Origin of the sequence: Chryseobacterium sp. GP-SGM7 (assembly GCF_049166575.1) — a bacterium.
Lineage (GTDB): Bacteria > Bacteroidota > Bacteroidia > Flavobacteriales > Weeksellaceae > Chryseobacterium.
The window spans coordinates 573,852-591,685 of the sequence record NZ_JBMHFF010000001.1 but is presented as its reverse complement, the minus strand read 5'-3'; the positions used below and the strand labels follow the sequence as shown (position 1 = coordinate 591,685).

Below are 17,834 nucleotides of genomic sequence, written 5' to 3'. Positions count from 1 at the left end.
TGCAGATTTTTTTTATAAAATGATATTTGGAGAGATTTTTGTTTAAATTTATGTAACATTAATTTCAAAATAATATAGTATGTCATTAAACATTATTGATCTCATTAAAGGGCAGCTTGGTTCTGCATTTGTTTCTCAGGCTGCATCGCAACTTGGAGAAAGTGAAGCCGGAGTTTCTAAAGCCATTTCTGGTTTACTTCCGGTAATTGTGGGTGGATTAGCCAACAATTCTGACAATCCTTCGGTATTAGATTCTGTTTCAAATGCATCTTCGCAGGGTATTTTGGGGAATTTATTCGATTCTACTTCTAATAATTCTTTTATTTCAGGATTATTAACTTCTGTTTTTGGCGATAAGCTGAGCGGAATTATCAACTCGATTGCTACTTATGCAGGAATCAGCAACAATTCTTCATCTTCATTATTAAATTTAGTTACCGGAGCAACAGTTGGATCTGTCGGGCAATATGCCGCAGATCATAATTTAGACAAAAGTGGAATTTCATCATTATTAAATGATCAAAAAGGAATTGTTTCTACCCTTTTACCTGCCGGTCTTTCTTTAGCATCTTTAAATGTTGGAGACTGGGCAAAAGGTTACAAATTTGATAATGACCAGGATGAAATAAAACCTGTGACACATGAAGAACCAAAAGTCGAAGTAACCAGAAGCGTTGCAGATAGCGGAACTTTTCCTGACCGATCGACTTCTTCAGAAGGTGGTTCGATCTGGAAATGGCTTCTTCCTCTACTACTATTAATTGCAGCATCATACTTTTTATGGAAGCAATGCAATAAAAAAGAAACTACAACCACTACCACAGTAATGGGCGATTCTTTAAATGTTTCTAATGATTCTTCATCAATGCCCACAGATTCAAACACAACGGCAACTGTAACAAAAATTGACGAGAATATCGATTTAAACGGTACTCCACTGAAAGGATACAAAGGCGGAATGGAAGACCAAATGATTACTTTTCTGAAAACTGATGGTTATAAAAATGCAGCAAACGACGATGCTTTAAAAACCAAATGGTACGATTTTGATCATGTAAATTTTAAAATTGGAAGCGCAGATGTTTTGGAAGCCGGTTCTGAAGGACAATTACAAAACTTGGTAGCAATTTTAAAGGCTTTTCCTGATGCGAAAATTAAAATCGGTGGTTACACAGATAAAACCGGTGACGAAGCCAAAAACAAAAAACTTTCTGCAGACAGAGCTAATTACATCAAAGATTGGTTAGGAAAACAAGGTGTAGGAGCGCAAGTTATTGCAGCTGACGGATACGGAAGTGAATTTGCAAAAGTAGATGCTTCTGCATCAAATGACGAAAGAGCAGTTGACAGAAAAATGTCTGTACGATTTGCAAAATAATCTCATTTAAAGACAAATAATTAAAATCCCGGAAATATTTCCGGGATTTTTTTGGTAAAATAGATTTCCATTTCATTTATTTAATTAAATTTGTTAGTCATTTCTAACAATGATAAGTTTTAATATGAAAAACGCTTGGCGAAAAGATAAAACATCCCATTCATTACCGGAGGTATTCTCCTCTATTTCGATTCCAAAAAAATCTGGTTTTTGGAGGAAATATTTAGCATTTGCAGGTCCTGGTTTGATGATCGCAGTCGGATATATGGATCCCGGAAACTGGGCGACAGATATTGCGGGAGGATCACAATTTGGATATACTCTACTTTCTGTGATTCTTATTTCTAATATTTTCGCAATGGTGTTGCAGCATCTTTCTGTAAAATTAGGTGTAGTTGCGGAGAGAGATTTAGCGCAGGCTTGCAGAGATCATTTTAAACCGACAACCAATTTTATTCTTTGGATTTTTTGTGAAATTGCCATCGCCGCCTGTGATTTGGCGGAAGTGATCGGTTCTGCCATTGCATTAAATTTACTTTTCGGAATTCCTTTAACGTGGGGAATTGTGATTACAACAATTGATGTTTTAATCATTTTATTGCTTCAGGCAAAAGGTTTCCGGTGGATTGAAAGTATTGTCGCCGGATTGATGTTTATTATTCTTGTGTGTTTTGGGTATGAAGTGATTATTTCAAAACCTGAAATCAATGCTGTTTTGGGAGGTCTGATTCCTCAAAAAGAAATTATTACCAATCCTGCAATGCTCTACATCGGAATTGGTATTCTCGGAGCCACTGTAATGCCACACAATCTTTATCTTCACAGCAGTATTGTACAAACCAGAGATTATACCAGAGATCAGGAAGGAAAAAAAGAAGCAATAAAGTTTGCGACTTTAGACAGTACAGTTTCCCTACTGCTCGCATTTTTCATTAATGCTGCTATCTTGATTTTAGCTGCCGCAACTTTTCACACAACAGGTAATCAGCATATTGCAGATATTCATGATGCATACAAAATGTTGACTCCCATTTTGGGAGCTTCTATGGCAAGTATTGCTTTTGCGATTGCACTTTTGGCTTCCGGACAAAATTCAACTTTAACAGGAACTCTTGCCGGACAAATTGTAATGGAAGGATTTTTAAATATTCGCTTAAAACCGTGGCTCAGAAGATTGATTACGAGACTGATTGCGGTAATTCCTGCTTTGATTGTAACTGTTATTTATGGCGAACAGGGAACAACAGATCTTTTGGTTTTAAGCCAGGTAATCTTATCGATGCAGCTAAGTTTTGCGGTCGTTCCTTTGGTAATGTTTACCAATGATAAAGTTAAAATGGGCGAATTTGCCAACAAATCATTCTTAAAAATCTGTGTTTGGATTATTACGGTTGTCATTATTGTTTTGAATCTTTATTTGTTGTATCAGACATTTTTCGGAGAATAAAAATGTGTTTTTTTTAACACAAATGGCACTAATTTTTTCACAAATAACACAAGATTTTTAAGCTCTAAATACTAATTTTAAATTCTTTTATGAATATCCGTTATTAATCACAGTACTTAATCAGCAGGCATTTTGTCATCCTGAAAGAATTTAAATTGCTTTATTTTCAACATGTTGAGATTCTTTCAGAATAACAAACAAATCGTTAAAAACTGAGTTACTACTAATCACGGACATTCATAACTTCTTTCATGGAAGAAATACTTTTTGGGTATATTTCTACTATTTTGAAGAGATGACATCAAACATAGCCCCGATTGAAATGAAAATCCTTTTTTGCAAAAAAAGATTGTAATGGAAAGCGGGAAAAGGCTTCTGATAAAAAATATTAAATCTGCCTAAATGTCATTATTTTTTCTTTGGCAGAATGTTTGACAAACAACTTTGTAAAAAGTTATTGAAATATGGAAAATCAGGATATCAACGAAGAAAATATCAATAAACAAGAAGAAAATACAACTCAGACTCAAGATACAGTACAGGAAATTGTGACAGAAATACCTACTCCGGAAGAACTTTTGGCAGTAGAAAAAGACCGTTATGTAAGATTGTATGCCGAGTTTGAAAACTATAAAAAAAGAACTTCAAAAGAGAAAATGGAGTTCTTTACATATGCCAATCAGGATATGATGGTTTCTATGTTGGGAGTTTTGGATGATTTTGAAAGAGCTATCAAAGAAATTGCTAAAAACGGTAATGAATCTGATCTTCAGGGCGTTGAATTGATTTACAACAAATTCAAAAGCAAATTAACTGAAAAAGGTTTAAAAGTGATGGAAGTAAGAGCGGGAGATAGCTTTAATGTTGATTTCCACGAGGCAATTACTCAAATCCCTGCTCCGTCTGAAGATTTAAAGGGTAAAATAGTAGACGTTATTGAAACAGGATATACTTTAGGCGATAAAGTAATTCGTTTTGCAAAAGTTGTAACAGGAAACTAAAAATATAAGCAATGAGCAATTGGTAATCAGCAATTTTAAAATTACCAATTACAACATTACTAATTACATATAAAAAGATGTCAAAAAGAGATTATTACGAGGTTCTTGAGGTAAGCAAATCTGCGAGTGCCGACGAAATAAAGAAAGCATACCGTAAAATGGCGATTAAATATCATCCAGATAAAAATCCGGGAGATAAAGATGCCGAAGAGAAATTTAAAGAAGCTGCAGAAGCGTACGAAGTTTTAAGTGACGACAACAAAAAGGCCCGTTACGATCAATATGGTCATGCTGGAGTTGGCGGAAACGGTGGCTTTGGTGGCGGTGGTTTCGGAGGCGGTATGAACATGGAAGATATTTTCAGCCAGTTTGGTGATATTTTCGGTGGTGGCGGTTTCGGAGGATTTGGCGGCGGCGGCGGTCGTCAACAGGTGAAAGGTTCTAATTTAAGAATCAGAATCAAGCTGAATCTTGAAGAGATGGTAAACGGAACCCAAAAAACTCTTAAAGTAAAAAAAATGAAGATGGCTGAAGGAGCCACTTCAAAAACCTGCCCTACCTGTAACGGAGCCGGAGTTCAGATGAAAGTGATGAACACGATGTTCGGACAGATGCAGACTCAAACTACTTGTGGAACTTGCCAGGGAATCGGAAAAGTTGCCGATAAAATTCCTGCAGGAGCCAATGCACAAGGTTTAATAAAGGATGAAGAAGAAATCTCTATTAATATTCCAGCAGGAGCAAGAGACGGAATCCAGCTTAATGTAAGAGGAAAAGGTAATGATGCGCCATTTGGTGGAATTCCGGGAGATCTTTTAGTGATCGTAGAAGAGGAAGTTGATAAAACGATAAAGAGAGAAGGTGATAATCTCCATCAGGAATTGTATATTTCGTTTGCTGAAGCAGCTTTAGGAACGAAAAAAGAAATTCCTACTGTTGGCGGAAAAGTAAAAATCACGGTTGATCCGGGAACTCAGTCCGGAAAAATCCTGAGATTAGCCGGAAAAGGTCTACCAAGCATCGACAGTTACGGAAAGGGCGATATGTTTATTCACATCAATGTATGGACGCCGCAGAAACTTACTAAAGATCAAAAAGATTTCTTTGAAAAACAGATGAGCAGCGGTGAAATGGTTGCAGAGCCTTCTGGAAAAGAGAAAACCTTCTTTGATAAAGTAAAAGATTTATTTAATTAAAAAAATACTTAAAAAGAGGCTTCCAAAAGTCTCTTTTTATTTTTAAATTTACATCAATTTTAAATTTGACATTTTCCTGAAAAGGATATTGTAAATATACAGCTATGAATTACAAGCTTGAACTGCGTACCCCAGACTCACAACCAAAACTGATTTTCCATGCCATTACTTTTGATGCATTCAAGGTAAATATAGTAGAAAGATACTGTGGTGTGAAACCATTGTTATGTGATGTTTTATTTAGAGTAAGAACTCTGGATAATCAAATTATCAACAGAAAAGATGGTCACGTAAAAATCAGAATTAAAGATGAAGATCTGGAAATCTACCAGAGATTACTGAAAGTTTTCAAGTCTTACGACTACAAAAACAAATTGATCAGCAGAAGAGATGCAGAACAGGATTTTGTTCATTTTTTCTTACGATTAGTGATCATGAATTACAACCTAAACTAAAAATTTTCTCGATTTACTATTGCATTTTTCGAGATGTGATGATTATTCTTTGTAAGTTTTTCGAAGCAAGTGATTTTTTTAAATCACTTATTTTTTCTTTCATTTATAGTGAGAAAATTTTGGTTGTAGAAAGTATTAAACAATAATAAAACCGCAAATCAAACTAATTTTAAGTTGTCTTTTAGCTCTCTTCAAAGAACTATTTTATTTTAAATCTCACCTAGTTTTATAATAAATATTTAAGTTTTCTGTTCAGAAAAACCAGCAATATGCTTACAGGAATTAAAATTAATAAGAAAATAAGAATTTTAAATTCTGAAGTTATTTCTTTATAAAAATCAGATTTCATAATCAAAGGATGCACAACATAAATAGCAGTTGAAAGGCTAGCCAATACTTTTGACTGCGTTTTAATATAGATTTTCTGACAGTATAAAAATAAAACCGGACTTACAAAAATTAATGAAAACAGAATATCAGTACTTTCTGAACTTATCATTTTATAATTAAAATAAGCTTCCGCAAAGACCACTAACACTGAAAAAATAACGAGTAGGTAGGGAAATTTAAACTTCTCAAAATCAATTTTCAGCTTATTAATCAGAAATCCCATCGTTAAAAATGGGAAACATACAAAAATAAAATTTCTATAAAGTAAATAATCATTTAGAATTGAATCTGATTCAGTTTTTAAATGGTGTAAATTTCCCAAAACCTGAATTGTATACCCTATTCCAAATAAAATAATAGTCAAGACAAAAAGTACAAGAGGCTTCTGATTTCTTAAAAAGAATAAAATAATTCCGGAGAAAAAAGTTCCGATTAAGTACCACAAATGATGATACCCGAAAATTATGGTGAGCCAGACCTGATCATTATCTTTCCAAAATGATATATAGATCAGCATCCAGATTGCATATAATAAAAATGTTCTGAAGAGCCATTTTTGAAGTTTTTTAACTGTATCAATATGAAAAAAATAGAAGCCCGTAATCACTAGAAAAACAGGCACTGCAATCCTGAAAATTCCGTTAACTAGTAAGAAACTCATCATTGGGTAAGTTTCTTTAAGAAAATTCATGTGCAGAAATACAACAAATAACGCCAGTATGATTTTTAAAATATCAATTGATAAATTTCTGCCCATAATAAAAATAATTTCCCACAGACTGTTTCATCTCAAAATAAGATTAGCCAATTTAAAATAAATCCCGCCTCAAAAATCTGAAGCGGGATTTTATTGGTTAATATAACAATTATTTCTTTGTAGCCAATGAATAAACTTTCTTTCCGCCGGTAATTACAAATAAAGCGATTAATCCACCTGATAACCCAAACAAAACTTGTTTTAATGTTTCATGCCAAGTTGGTAAAGCATGATGAAGCTGATCGATATTATGATCAAAAATTCCTCCGGCCACAAGAATCAAAGCGATTGTTCCGATTACTCCTAAAGATTTGATTACCCAAGGAAGTGCTTTTACAAGTAAGTGACCAAGTTTTCCAAAGAAACCTTTATCATTACTTTTTCTGATCAGTTTAAAACCCGCATCGTCCATTCTTACTATTAATGCCACAATTCCGTAAACGCCGACTGTTGCAATAATTGAAACGACTGAAACGGTAAAAATTTCTACAAGAAACGGATCAAATTGAGATTTTAATGCTTCATAACCATCTTTTGCTGCAGCTAAAGCGATGATAACTATTTCAAGAGATAAAATAAAATCGGTGGTTACAGCAGATTTTACTTTAGTTTTTTCTGCCACTTCACCATCTTCAACCCCATTATCAGATTCTTCAATGACTTCATGCCCTTTTTTCTCTCTGTGAAATAAAAATTCTACAATTTTTTCTACACCTTCATAAGCCAGATAAAATCCGCCAATGATTAAGATAATCTTTATTGCAGGTGAATACAGCCATTCCAACAGAAAAACAAACGGTACAATAATGAGTTTATTAATAAAAGAACCTTTCATGATTTTCAGCAAAACCGGAATTTCTCTTGAAGAAAGAAAACCTGTTGCTTTTTCAGCATTTACGGCAAGGTCGTCACCCAAAATTCCTGCTGTTTTCTGAGTCGCAATTTTACTCGTTACTGCCACATCATCCATCAAAGCAGCGATATCATCCAAAATCGCAAAAAAACCAGAAGCCATAGTATTTTAATATTTTTTTAATAAATGTTAAGTCTTACAAAAATATAGATTTAATTTGGTTTAAATGATTCTAATACTTATTTGCATTAATAAATAATCAAATTAAAAATTAAACAGCAGAAAATTTTCTTCAATTTTCAAGTGATTTTTCTCCTATGGTTTCTCCGTCATGTCTCCGTCTGGAATATTATTTTAAAATTCAGACAGAAAAAATTAAACAGATTGTAAAAATCATGTTTTTCCATAATCAATAAAACCATTTTCTCCCTACCTTTACTCTATGAAAAAGCTGATTCGCAATTACCATTTCTTTGTTATAGGTTTAATTGGCTTGATTTTAAACTCTTGCAACACCCGAAAATTTAAAATTTGGGTGGGAACAAATAACGAACAGAAAATTTATAATCTGAAATATGGTGAAGACAAGCGTCAGAAAATGGATGTATTTCTTCCTTCAGATTATCCGCAAGATTCTCCCGTAGTTTTGATTGTTCACGGTGGTGCCTGGAAATACGGTCGTAAAGAACATATGATCCAGATTCAGAAAATGCTTTTTAAAAATCAGATTCCGAGTATTAGTATGAATTACAGACTGGTTTCAAAACATTTGACGTATAAAGAACAGCTTGAAGACATCAATTCTGCGATTGAAAAATTTAATTCTCTCTCAGAAAAATCTGAACTGCTTCCTAATAATTACATTTTACTCGGTGAAAGTGCAGGAGGACATTTAGCATTACTTTACGGCTATCAAAATCCTGATAAAATAAAAAAAATCATTTCTCTGAGCGGTCCGACAGATTTTTATTCTAAAGAATATTTAAATTCATTTTATTCAAAATATACTTCGGGAACGATTCAGAAAATGGTTGGAGTGAAATTTCACCGTAAAAATTTATCTGAAGATTTTCAGAAGGCGAGCCCGATTGCAAACGTAACAAATGTTCCGACGCTATTATTTCAGGGAAATCAGGATTTTATGGTAAATCAAAAACAAGGTTTGGCTTTGGATTCCGTTTTAACAAAAATGAATATTCCTCATAAACTGGTTTTCATGGATAAAACCGGTCATGCTCCGAGATTTTTCAACAAGAAAAAAAGAGACAGCATTATTTATCCTAACATTTTAGAATGGATAAGAAATTGACGGGGTTGAGTCTGTTCATTAATAGTATTCATATTAGCGCCGTTTAATTATAATACTAATACTCTGCGGTCACTTTATCATTCCGTAGGAATCTAAATTACTTTATTTTAGTATGTTGAGATTCCTATGGAATGACAAAATAGACTTAAAAAAACTAACTTCCAAATTATAGTGTTTATTTTTGATGCAAAAAAATAACCCGCAAAAATGCAGGTTATTTCTATATTTTAAAATTGATTATTTTTCTTTGTCTATCAAGTCATCCAAAACTTCATCTTCCAATTTAGGATCTCCTTTTGGCGCCCCGAAAACAAACTTGAGTATTACAGGAACTGTTGTAACCAACACGATAATGATAATAATAAATTCCAGCTTTTCTTTTAAATTGATCCCGAACTGATCCATGAATAATTTATCAAGATAATGTCCCGCAAAAATTAAGATAAATGACCAAAGGATACCTCCAATAATATTATCTCTCATAAACTGCTTTTTATCCATCTTCACAATCCCCGCGACAATCGGCATAAAAGTTCTTACCACGGGTAAAAATCTCGCCATAATAATTGCCAAAGCTCCGTTTTTTTCAAAGAATTCATGCGCCTGATACAAGTATTTTTTCTTGAAAAGCATGGTATCTTTTTTATTATATAAAGCCGGACCCGTTTTTCTACCAAACCAATACCCTACCTGATTACCAATAATTGCAGCAATAGCAACGGCAGTAGCTAAAATAGTGGTATCTAAAAAGTCCCTTCCTGTAGATCCAAAAGTTTCTTTAATGATGTCTACAGCATAAATTCCAGATACAAAAAGCAGTGAATCTCCCGGTAGGAAAAACCCAACAAATAAACCGGTTTCGGCAAAAATGATGAATAAAATCAGCCAAAACCCACCCATCTTAATATAAAGTTCAGGGTTTAATAAATCTTTCCAACTATTAATATCTTCCATATATATTGTATGACGCAAAAGTAAGCTTAATACCTTTTAAAAGGAAATATATTAGCATATTTTAACGTAAATGTAAACATGATTTTTATAAGTCTAAATCGTCATCTGAAACCGCTGTTCCGTCTGCCATAAGAAACGCTTTTAAGAATGGGGTAAGATTTCCGTTCATTACTGCATCAACATCTGAAGTCTCGTAAGCCGAGCGCACATCTTTTACCAATTTGTAAGGATGCATCACGTAATTACGGATCTGGCTTCCCCACTCGATTTTCATTTTTCCGGCTTCAATCTCGTTTCGGGCTTTTAAGCGTTCTTCCAGTTCCATTTCGTATAATCGGGATTTCAAAAGCTGCATCGCTTTTTCTTTATTCTGGAGCTGAGAACGGGATTCTGAGTTTTCAATGATAATTCCTGTCGGAGCGTGACGAAGACGTACTGCCGTTTCTACTTTGTTTACATTTTGCCCACCCGCTCCGGAACTTCGCATGGTTTCAAATGAAATATCGGCAGGATTGATGTTGATTTCAATCGTGTCATCCACCAAAGGATAAACATATACCGAAACAAAGCTCGTGTGACGTTTTGCATTAGAATCGAAAGGAGAGATCCTTACCAATCTGTGAACTCCGTTTTCGCCTTTAAGATAACCAAAAGCATATTCACCGTCAATTTCTAAAGTCACCGTTTTTACTCCGGCAACCTCACCTTCCTGGTAATTGAGTTCTTTAATTTTGTAGCCTTGTTTTTCGGCCCACATCGTATACATTCTCATCAGCATTGCAGCCCAGTCACAACTTTCTGTTCCTCCTGCTCCTGCTGTAATTTGAAGAACTGCCGAAAGCTCATCACCTTCGTTGGAAAGCATGTTTTTAAACTCAAGATTTTCGATTTTCTCTACCAATTGCGGGAAAGTTTCTTCTAATTCTTTTTCAGAATCGGGATCTTCTTTGGCAAATTCTAATAAAACCTGCAAATCTTCAAATTGAGTATTAATTTCCTCATATTCTTCAACCCATTTTTTCTTGGAACGAAGTTGCTTCAGAAAAACTTCTGCAGTTTTAGGATTATCCCAAAATTCGGGTGACGCAGTTTTTTCGTCATCATTTGAAATCTCTATCTTTTTTTTATCAATCTGAAGGTATCGGTGTAAATCTTCAATCCTGGACTGAACTTCTTTTATATGGTCGTTGTTAATCAAAACTAAAAAATTTGAAAGGCAAATTTACGGATAAAATCATGAGTAATGAATAATGTGCAATGAGTAATCAAAATTGCCGGAAATAAGTTTTAAGATAAGCAATGAAGTTTCAAATTCAAATCTAACTAAAAATGTAAAATACTAAACAGAAACAAGCCGATTAATTAAAACCGGCTTATTGCACAATGATTGTCTGTAAATTATATAATAATCATAGTGAAAAAAACTCTATCTTATTTCTTAACAACTTTTTGAGAAGTTAATGTTCCGTTTTTATTTTTTAGAACCAAAATATAACTGCCTTTATCTAAAAATGAAAGGTCTAATTTTGATTCAGGCTGAATATTAGCTTTAATCGTTTTTCCTGAAAAATCTAAAATTTCAATTGCAGAAACCTCTGAAACATTCACCAGATTAAGTTCGTTTAAAAAAGGATTAGGATATACCGATTGATTTTTTGTTTTTTTAACGTCAGAAACAGAAAGCTGAGCAATCTGTGCAGAAACTCCAAAAACATTAATTACTGTTGTAGCTGTAGATGTTTTTTTTACGGTAACCGAAGTAATTAATTTACTTTGATTTGCTGTACTTATCGCCAGTGTGATCTGATAAATTCTGGGATTTGTTCCACCGGCTGCATCTAAAGCATTAGTAGCTCTGTTGATTCTTCCAATCCCCTGAATTGCCGCATTTGTACCACCATACCAATCCTGAAAATTTGTGCTGGCAAAAACCTGAGTGGTTCCGTCCTGAAAATTAACTGTAATATCACCTGTAGAATCCCCACTTCCGCTTACCGCTAAAACATAAAGATTATTGGCTGCTTTTGGCGTTGCCAGAGTCAGCGTACCTGTATCGTTTGTATTCGGAAGCCTCAGAGAATTATTTCCCGAATAGGATGCCATTTGATAAGTTAGTCCACTTGTTGCTGAAACAGCAGAAGTAATCAAACCATTTTCTGGCAAACCATAAGTTAATGCAGTCGCAGAAGAATTTACTTTAAAATCTTTCGACATATAGGCAAAATTATCGGTGTCTTTATCTAAGCTCATGGTTGTAGAATTCAGAGACGGGCCCACTCCGTTTGCAATAACATCGGCATTAAATCCCGTAACCGTTAATGACTGATAAGTTTGTGCATTCAACTGGGCCAAAGTTAAAATCACACCTAAAGAGAGTAGTTTTCTTTTCATAATTTTTATTTTAATGTAAATTAGTTTTTAGATTAAGGTAGGTTTTCCTAAGAATCAAAATCTCAACAAATATATTATATGAGCACTGGAAAGTTTTCTCCTGAGAACAGAAAGTAGCTACTCAATACATACTCACTGCCCGTAGAATTGATTTAAAAGCAATTTTTAAACCCATTAATATTATTTATGATAACAAAAATTTTAAATAAAAACAGAAATTTTAAATAAATCAGAGATACTATGAAAACATTATAATAAATAAAATGCAGGAATTATAAAATATTTATGGCTTAAATCGAACGTTTATATAATAATTTTTTAGATTTAAGCACAAAAAAACCATCACTATTTATTTTAATTAATCAGTGATGGAATATGAATATCCGGTTTTAATATAATTCTAAAATCAGCAGTCATTTTATCATTCCGGAGGAATCTACACATTCTTAAATAAAGCAGCTTAGATTCCTCCGGAATGACAAACAAACTTTTAAAACTAAATTATTACCAATTACAGACATTCATAGCGATGGAATCTTTATTTTATAGATTAATAATGATCTATTTATTTTTTTTGTCCTCATCATTATGTTGGAAACCAATCTCTCTCCGAGGTGTTTCAACTGCCTGATAAGTTTCTAATTCCGATTTTAAAGCATGAATTCTCATCTGGAAGTCATCCAGGTTATTAATGATAACATCGTTTAAAAATTGGGCAATCTGAGTAAGATATTCTTCCGTTAGCTTTGCAGCGGCATCTCTTAAAGCTCCGTTTAAAAGAACCTCATCGATGGCCATTTTTTCATTTTTGACTCTCTGATAGCGGTTTTTTATCCGTTTTTTTAAACTTTGAGTAAAATCAATCAACATTGTGTTGCTGAAAACTTTCATTTTCGACGCAATATTATTCCAGAAAGGAATTTTATCAGCTTTATTGTTTTTAAGAATTTTGAAAAGAAGTGAATCTTTGTCCAAGTTTTTCGTCATCGAATACAAAATAATCTCAGATCTTTCCGCAGCATTTGGAGGAAAAACAGGCACTAAAACATCGAATCTTCCGGGAGCTAAAATTTCTTCATCAATTTCAGACACAGAATTTGCAGAACCCACCATCAGCAGATCTTCACTTTGAAATTTGCTGATGTAATGAAGAATAATCTCCTGAGTTTCGAGATTGCAAGAAGGGACATCGGTTTCCGCTTTTCTTTCCATCATAATTTCGTCAAAATCATCCAGAAAAAGCAGAACTTTATCTTCTTTCATCATTGTCACCAGATAATCATTGAAATTGGTTTGATTTCCGTCCACAAAAGAAGTTCCGAGATAATGTTTCTTCACTTCTTTAAACTGATAACTGATAATTTCAGCAATTTTATTCGCCCAGAAAATCTTTCCGCTTCCGGGAGGTCCGTACAAAACAATTCCTGCAGGTTTATTGATTCCCCAATCTTTAATTTGCTGAGGATTTAAAAACGGTTCTAAAATTCCTGAAATATAAAAGAAAAGGTCTCTGTAACCTATAAAATCCCGTTGCTGAAGACTTGTTTTATTTCCGAAATAATTGTAAACAAATTTGTAGTTTCCACCCAATTTCTGATCGATTCCGTAACTTGAAATCGATGAACGGAAAAATCCGTTATCGAAAATATTAGAATTATTTTCCTGAATTGCTTTTTCTACATTTTCTTTAGGTTGATTAATGGTTTCAGCAATTTGCTCAACGGTTTTATTTTTATCTAAATCATCTTCATATTTTTTAAGAAAATCTATATTTTCACGGGCAAATTTTTCAAAATCTTCTTTTACTTCAAAATTAGTCGAAATACAGTCTATTAAATCAAGGTCAAAATCCTGAATAAACTGTTTGATGGCTTCTGCCGAAACGTTCAGTTCTTTCGCAAGCTGGATTAACTTCATATAAACATCTTTAACTCAAATATAATTAAAATTTTGGGAAGATGGTTGTTGGATTTTGGATGATTAAAATTACATTTTGCTTTTTTTCTCTTTGTTTTTTACACTTTTCTTTTTACGATTCAATAATAATTTTAAACAATTTGTAACATTTCACAAAAAAGAGAAACCAATTAGGGTATATAACAAATCTACATGGAAAAAGTTTTATCAGTAAAAAATCTGACGAAAAAATTCAAGAGAGTCGTAGTGAATAATATTTCTTTCGATGTAGAGAGAGGTAATGTTTACGGACTTCTCGGTCCGAACGGAAGCGGAAAATCGACTACTTTCGGGATGCTTCTTTCAACAATAAATCCTACAAGTGGAGATTGGTTTTGGTTTGGTAAAAAAGGAACCGATCCTGAAACGCTGAAAAAAATCGGAGCCATCATCGAGCAGCCCAATTTTTATCCTTATCTGAGTGCAGAAACCAATTTGAAAATTGTTGCGGAAATAAAGGGATCTCCATTTTCGAGAATTGATGAAGTTTTGAACACGGTAAAACTTTTAGAAAGGAAAAAAGATACTTTTAAAACCTTTTCTTTGGGTATGAAACAACGTTTGGCAATAGCTTCGGCTCTGCTGAATAATCCTGAAGTTCTGATTTTGGATGAGCCGACGAATGGTTTGGATCCTGAAGGAATAATTCAGATCAGAGAAATTATCAGTTCGATTGCAAAACAGGGAATTACCATCATCATTGCAAGTCACCTTTTAGATGAAATCGAAAAAATCTGCAGTCACGTTATTGTTTTAAAAGAAGGAAACGCTATTTATTCCGGAAGAGTGGATGAAATGACAAATAATCAAGGTTTTTTTGAATTGAAAGCAGATAATAATGTTACCCTTTTGAGTACTTTGGAAGAGCTGCAATGGTTTACTTCGGTAGCAGCAGAAGGAGATTTAATTAAAGCACAAATTCGTGATGATGCATCGATTTCTGCATCAGCATTAAACCAAAAACTTGCTGAAAAAGGTATTTTCCTGTCTCATTTGGCGAAGAAAAAGAAATCTCTTGAAAATCAATTCCTTGAACTTGTAAAAAATACTCATTAATCATGACGAAATTATTAAAATTAGAATATTATAAAAACCTGAATTATACACCTTTCAAGGTTTTCACAATAATGTACTTCGCAATATTGGTCGTTTTTCTTTGTATTGGCTTGATTGATTTAAAACTTTTCGGAAATACGATTAATTTGAAAGAACAAGGAATGTACAATTTCCCTGAAATTTGGAATTTTACAACCTACACTGTCGCTTTATTAAAGATTTTCCTTGGGTTAATCATTGTATTTTCGATTTGTCAGGAATTTAGCAATAGAATGTTTAAACAAAATACAATTGACGGATTAAGCAGAGAAGAGTTTATTGGTTCGAAATTATTGACGATTGCTATTTTTACACTGATTTCCACCATTTTGGTTTTTGTAATCACCATGTTTTTAGGGTATCAATATTCAACTTCCACAGAATCCTCGTTAGTTTATAAAGAAATATTTTTCGTTGGGAATTATTTTCTGAAACTTTTCTCATTCTTCTGTTTCTTAATGTTTTTATCTATTTTACTGAGAAAATCAGTATTTGTTTTCTTAGCATTTTTTGTAATCTGGATTGGTGAATCTATTATCGGAGGAATTGAAACTTATAGCAAAGTAGCAGGAACACAGGCTGCAGAAAGAAATGAAATCTTTCAAAATAGCTTTTTCTTCAGCAAACTTTTACCTTTGGAAAGTATGTCTAGCTTGATTCCAAATCCTATGATGAGATTAAACATGGCAAAAATGATGGGTTTAAAATATGAATTTACTTATCCTACAGAAAGTCTTGTTGCCTGTTTAGTTTGGTGCGGATTATTTATTTTCGGATCTTACTTAATTCTTAAAAAGAGAGACTGGTAAAATATTCATTTAAAAATATAATTCAAAATTAAAAGTGATTCTTATGAGTCACTTTTTTTATTTCATAACAACACAAAAAACTAATCACAAAAAAGCCCCGAAACTAAAATTTCGAGGCTTGAATCAACAATTACTCATTGTTGATTATTTATTATCTATCCTAAATATGGATATTTGTAATCTTTAGGTGAAACAAAGGTTTCTTTGATAGATCTTACTGAAGTCCATCTTAGCAAGTTCATTTTAGAACCAGCCTTATCATTGGTTCCTGAAGCTCTACCTCCGCCAAAAGGTTGTTGCCCAACAACTGCACCCGTTGGTTTGTCGTTGATATAGAAGTTTCCAGACGCATTTTCTAACGCTTTGAATGCTTCATTTACAGCATATCTGTCTTGTGCGAAAACTGAACCCGTTAATGAATAAGGAGAGGAAGAATCTACCACTTTCAACGTTTCTTTCCAATCTGCATCTTCATAAACGAAAACAGATAAAATAGGACCGAAAATTTCTTCTACCATACTTTCGTACTGAGAATCTGTCGTTTCTATAACTGTTGGATGTACAAACCAACCTTTAGAGTCATCAGTTTTTCCACCAATTACAACGTTTGCAACACTTGAATCATTAGCTCTGTCGATATATCCTTTACATTTTTCGAAAGAATTTTTATCGATTACTGCATTCACGAAGTTTGAAGGATCTTCAGGTGAACCTACTTTGATCGAAGCAATCTGAGTTTCCATTACTTTTTTTACATCTGCCCAAAGAGATTTAGGAATATAAGCTCTTGAAGCTGCAGAACATTTCTGTCCCTGGTATTCAAAAGATCCTCTTACCAATCCTGTAGCAACAGCTTCTACATTTGCAGAAGGATGCGCGATAACGAAATCTTTCCCGCCTGTTTCACCAACAATTCTTGGGTACGTTCTGTAATTGTGGATATTATCTCCGATCATTTTCCACATTCCCTGGAAAACCTTTGTAGAACCTGTAAAATGCAGACCTGCAAAATCTCTGTGAGCCATTACTTTCTCAGCAGTTTCTTTTCCATCTGTAAAAATCATGTTGATGACTCCTGCAGGAAGCCCTGCCTCGATTAACACATCCATAATTACCTTTGCAGAATAAATTTGCTTGTCAGAAGGCTTCCAGACCACTACATTTCCAAGCATTGCCATACAAGTCGGCAAATTTCCGGAAATTGCTGTAAAGTTGAATGGAGTTACCGCAAAACAGAATCCTTCCAAGGGTCTGTATTCTACTCTGTTCCAGATTCCTGCGTCGGAAACCGGCTGTTCAGAGTACATTTCCGTCATAAATTCTACGTTGAATCTCAAGAAATCAATAAATTCACAAGCGGCATCAATTTCTGTCTGATGAACATTTTTAGACTGCCCGATCATTGTTGCTGCATTAATTACATCTCTGTAAGGTCCCGCCAAAAGATCTGCTGCTTTTAAGAAAATTGCTGCACGGTGCTCCCAACCCAGGTCGTTCCAAGCTTGTTTTGCTGCTAATGCTGTATTGATGGCATCATCTACATGCTGCATCGTTCCTTTATGATAAAACCCAAAATCATGTGCATGATCCTGCGGAGACTGAAGCTTAACGGTGTCACCGGTTTTTACTTCTTTACCATTGATAATCATTGGGATTTCTGTCTTTTCTGCCCACATTTTTTTGTACATTGCCAGAAGAGATTTTACTTCTTTTGATCCCGGTTCGTACGAAGTTACCGGCTCATTTACTGCAAATGGTACTTGCGAAATTGCTTTTGACATATAGTTCTGTTGTTTGTTTTTGCTTTTTTACAAATTTACAACATTTATTTGATGTCAATAGT

At 33.8% G+C, this 17,834-nt stretch carries 15 protein-coding genes; 8 read left to right on the top strand and 7 right to left on the bottom strand.

The window, feature by feature from the left end:
• The first annotated feature begins 79 nt into the window (after positions 1-79).
• From ACOOWA_RS02755 to ACOOWA_RS02735, 5 genes are all read left to right on the top strand, one after another.
• Positions 80-1,378: a DUF937 domain-containing protein gene (locus ACOOWA_RS02755; protein ID WP_421373067.1), complete on the top strand. Its 1,299-nt coding sequence runs from the start codon at positions 80-82 to the stop codon at positions 1,376-1,378.
• A 124-nt stretch (positions 1,379-1,502) separates the two neighbouring features.
• The gene (locus ACOOWA_RS02750) at positions 1,503-2,825 is read left to right on the top strand and encodes an Nramp family divalent metal transporter (RefSeq protein ID WP_421373066.1); all 1,323 of its coding nucleotides are present in this window, start codon (positions 1,503-1,505) and stop codon (positions 2,823-2,825) included.
• 464 nt (positions 2,826-3,289) lie between these two features.
• Positions 3,290-3,826 (top strand): nucleotide exchange factor GrpE, encoded by a 537-nt coding sequence (locus tag ACOOWA_RS02745; RefSeq protein ID WP_421373064.1) that lies wholly within the window; start codon positions 3,290-3,292, stop codon positions 3,824-3,826.
• 77 nt (positions 3,827-3,903) lie between these two features.
• Positions 3,904-5,022 carry a molecular chaperone DnaJ gene (dnaJ, locus tag ACOOWA_RS02740; RefSeq protein WP_421373062.1) on the top strand — a complete coding sequence of 373 codons (1,119 nt, stop codon included), beginning with the start codon at positions 3,904-3,906 and terminating at the stop codon, positions 5,020-5,022.
• 104 nt (positions 5,023-5,126) lie between these two features.
• Positions 5,127-5,477 (top strand): prevent-host-death protein, encoded by a 351-nt coding sequence (locus ACOOWA_RS02735; protein ID WP_421373061.1) that lies wholly within the window; start codon positions 5,127-5,129, stop codon positions 5,475-5,477.
• A gap of 226 nt (positions 5,478-5,703) precedes the next feature.
• Here the strand turns inward: ACOOWA_RS02735 and ACOOWA_RS02730 are convergent, their stop codons facing one another.
• Together ACOOWA_RS02730 and ACOOWA_RS02725 are read right to left on the bottom strand one after the other, a co-directional pair.
• Complete coding sequence (locus ACOOWA_RS02730; protein ID WP_421373060.1) at positions 5,704-6,624, bottom strand: acyltransferase family protein; 921 nt, start codon at positions 6,622-6,624, stop codon at positions 5,704-5,706.
• A 109-nt stretch (positions 6,625-6,733) separates the two neighbouring features.
• Positions 6,734-7,639 (bottom strand): DUF808 family protein, encoded by a 906-nt coding sequence (locus ACOOWA_RS02725; RefSeq protein WP_421373059.1) that lies wholly within the window; start codon positions 7,637-7,639, stop codon positions 6,734-6,736.
• Between the two features lie 373 nt (positions 7,640-8,012).
• On the opposite strand from ACOOWA_RS02725, the gene ACOOWA_RS02720 reads away from it, so the two are divergent.
• Positions 8,013-8,786 (top strand): alpha/beta hydrolase, encoded by a 774-nt coding sequence (locus ACOOWA_RS02720; protein WP_421373057.1) that lies wholly within the window; start codon positions 8,013-8,015, stop codon positions 8,784-8,786.
• Between the two features lie 237 nt (positions 8,787-9,023).
• On the opposite strand, the gene ACOOWA_RS02715 is transcribed toward ACOOWA_RS02720, so the two are convergent.
• The 4 genes from ACOOWA_RS02715 to ACOOWA_RS02700 form a co-directional block, all read right to left on the bottom strand.
• Positions 9,024-9,740, bottom strand: coding sequence for a DedA family protein (locus ACOOWA_RS02715; RefSeq protein WP_421373056.1), 717 nt, complete (start codon positions 9,738-9,740; stop codon positions 9,024-9,026).
• A gap of 85 nt (positions 9,741-9,825) precedes the next feature.
• Positions 9,826-10,938, bottom strand: a complete 1,113-nt coding sequence (gene prfB / locus ACOOWA_RS02710) for a peptide chain release factor 2 (protein WP_421373055.1) — start codon at positions 10,936-10,938, stop codon at positions 9,826-9,828.
• Positions 10,939-11,171: 233 nt separating this feature from the next.
• Entirely contained in the window at positions 11,172-12,131 is a 960-nt protein-coding gene (locus ACOOWA_RS02705) for a T9SS type A sorting domain-containing protein (protein WP_421373054.1), read from the bottom strand.
• Positions 12,132-12,692: 561 nt separating this feature from the next.
• Positions 12,693-14,048 (bottom strand): ATP-binding protein, encoded by a 1,356-nt coding sequence (locus ACOOWA_RS02700; RefSeq protein WP_421373053.1) that lies wholly within the window; start codon positions 14,046-14,048, stop codon positions 12,693-12,695.
• Positions 14,049-14,240: 192 nt separating this feature from the next.
• On the opposite strand from ACOOWA_RS02700, the gene ACOOWA_RS02695 reads away from it, so the two are divergent.
• Together ACOOWA_RS02695 and ACOOWA_RS02690 are read left to right on the top strand one after the other, a co-directional pair.
• Positions 14,241-15,143, top strand: a complete 903-nt coding sequence (locus tag ACOOWA_RS02695) for an ABC transporter ATP-binding protein (RefSeq protein WP_421373051.1) — start codon at positions 14,241-14,243, stop codon at positions 15,141-15,143.
• A gap of 2 nt (positions 15,144-15,145) precedes the next feature.
• Entirely contained in the window at positions 15,146-15,991 is an 846-nt protein-coding gene (locus tag ACOOWA_RS02690; protein ID WP_421373050.1) for an ABC transporter permease, read from the top strand.
• A gap of 155 nt (positions 15,992-16,146) precedes the next feature.
• Here ACOOWA_RS02690 and pruA read toward each other — a convergent pair whose 3' ends face one another.
• Positions 16,147-17,772: an L-glutamate gamma-semialdehyde dehydrogenase gene (gene pruA, locus ACOOWA_RS02685; RefSeq protein WP_421373048.1), complete on the bottom strand. Its 1,626-nt coding sequence runs from the start codon at positions 17,770-17,772 to the stop codon at positions 16,147-16,149.
• Positions 17,773-17,834: the final 62 nt, after the last annotated feature.

Excerpts from the sequence above, each read along its gene's own strand:
- ACOOWA_RS02755 (WP_421373067.1), top strand. The coding sequence starts at position 80 with ATGTCATTAAACATTATTGATCTCATTAAAGGGCAGCTTGGTTCTGCA.
- ACOOWA_RS02750 (WP_421373066.1), top strand. The coding sequence starts at position 1,503 with ATGAAAAACGCTTGGCGAAAAGATAAAACATCCCATTCATTACCGGAG.
- ACOOWA_RS02745 (WP_421373064.1), top strand. The coding sequence starts at position 3,290 with ATGGAAAATCAGGATATCAACGAAGAAAATATCAATAAACAAGAAGAA.
- dnaJ (WP_421373062.1), top strand. The coding sequence starts at position 3,904 with ATGTCAAAAAGAGATTATTACGAGGTTCTTGAGGTAAGCAAATCTGCG.
- ACOOWA_RS02735 (WP_421373061.1), top strand. The coding sequence starts at position 5,127 with ATGAATTACAAGCTTGAACTGCGTACCCCAGACTCACAACCAAAACTG.
- ACOOWA_RS02730 (WP_421373060.1), bottom strand. The coding sequence starts at position 6,624 with ATGGGCAGAAATTTATCAATTGATATTTTAAAAATCATACTGGCGTTA.
- ACOOWA_RS02725 (WP_421373059.1), bottom strand. The coding sequence starts at position 7,639 with ATGGCTTCTGGTTTTTTTGCGATTTTGGATGATATCGCTGCTTTGATG.
- ACOOWA_RS02715 (WP_421373056.1), bottom strand. The coding sequence starts at position 9,740 with ATGGAAGATATTAATAGTTGGAAAGATTTATTAAACCCTGAACTTTAT.
- ACOOWA_RS02705 (WP_421373054.1), bottom strand. The coding sequence starts at position 12,131 with ATGAAAAGAAAACTACTCTCTTTAGGTGTGATTTTAACTTTGGCCCAG.
- ACOOWA_RS02700 (WP_421373053.1), bottom strand. The coding sequence starts at position 14,048 with ATGAAGTTAATCCAGCTTGCGAAAGAACTGAACGTTTCGGCAGAAGCC.
- ACOOWA_RS02695 (WP_421373051.1), top strand. The coding sequence starts at position 14,241 with ATGGAAAAAGTTTTATCAGTAAAAAATCTGACGAAAAAATTCAAGAGA.
- ACOOWA_RS02690 (WP_421373050.1), top strand. The coding sequence starts at position 15,146 with ATGACGAAATTATTAAAATTAGAATATTATAAAAACCTGAATTATACA.
- pruA (WP_421373048.1), bottom strand. The coding sequence starts at position 17,772 with ATGTCAAAAGCAATTTCGCAAGTACCATTTGCAGTAAATGAGCCGGTA.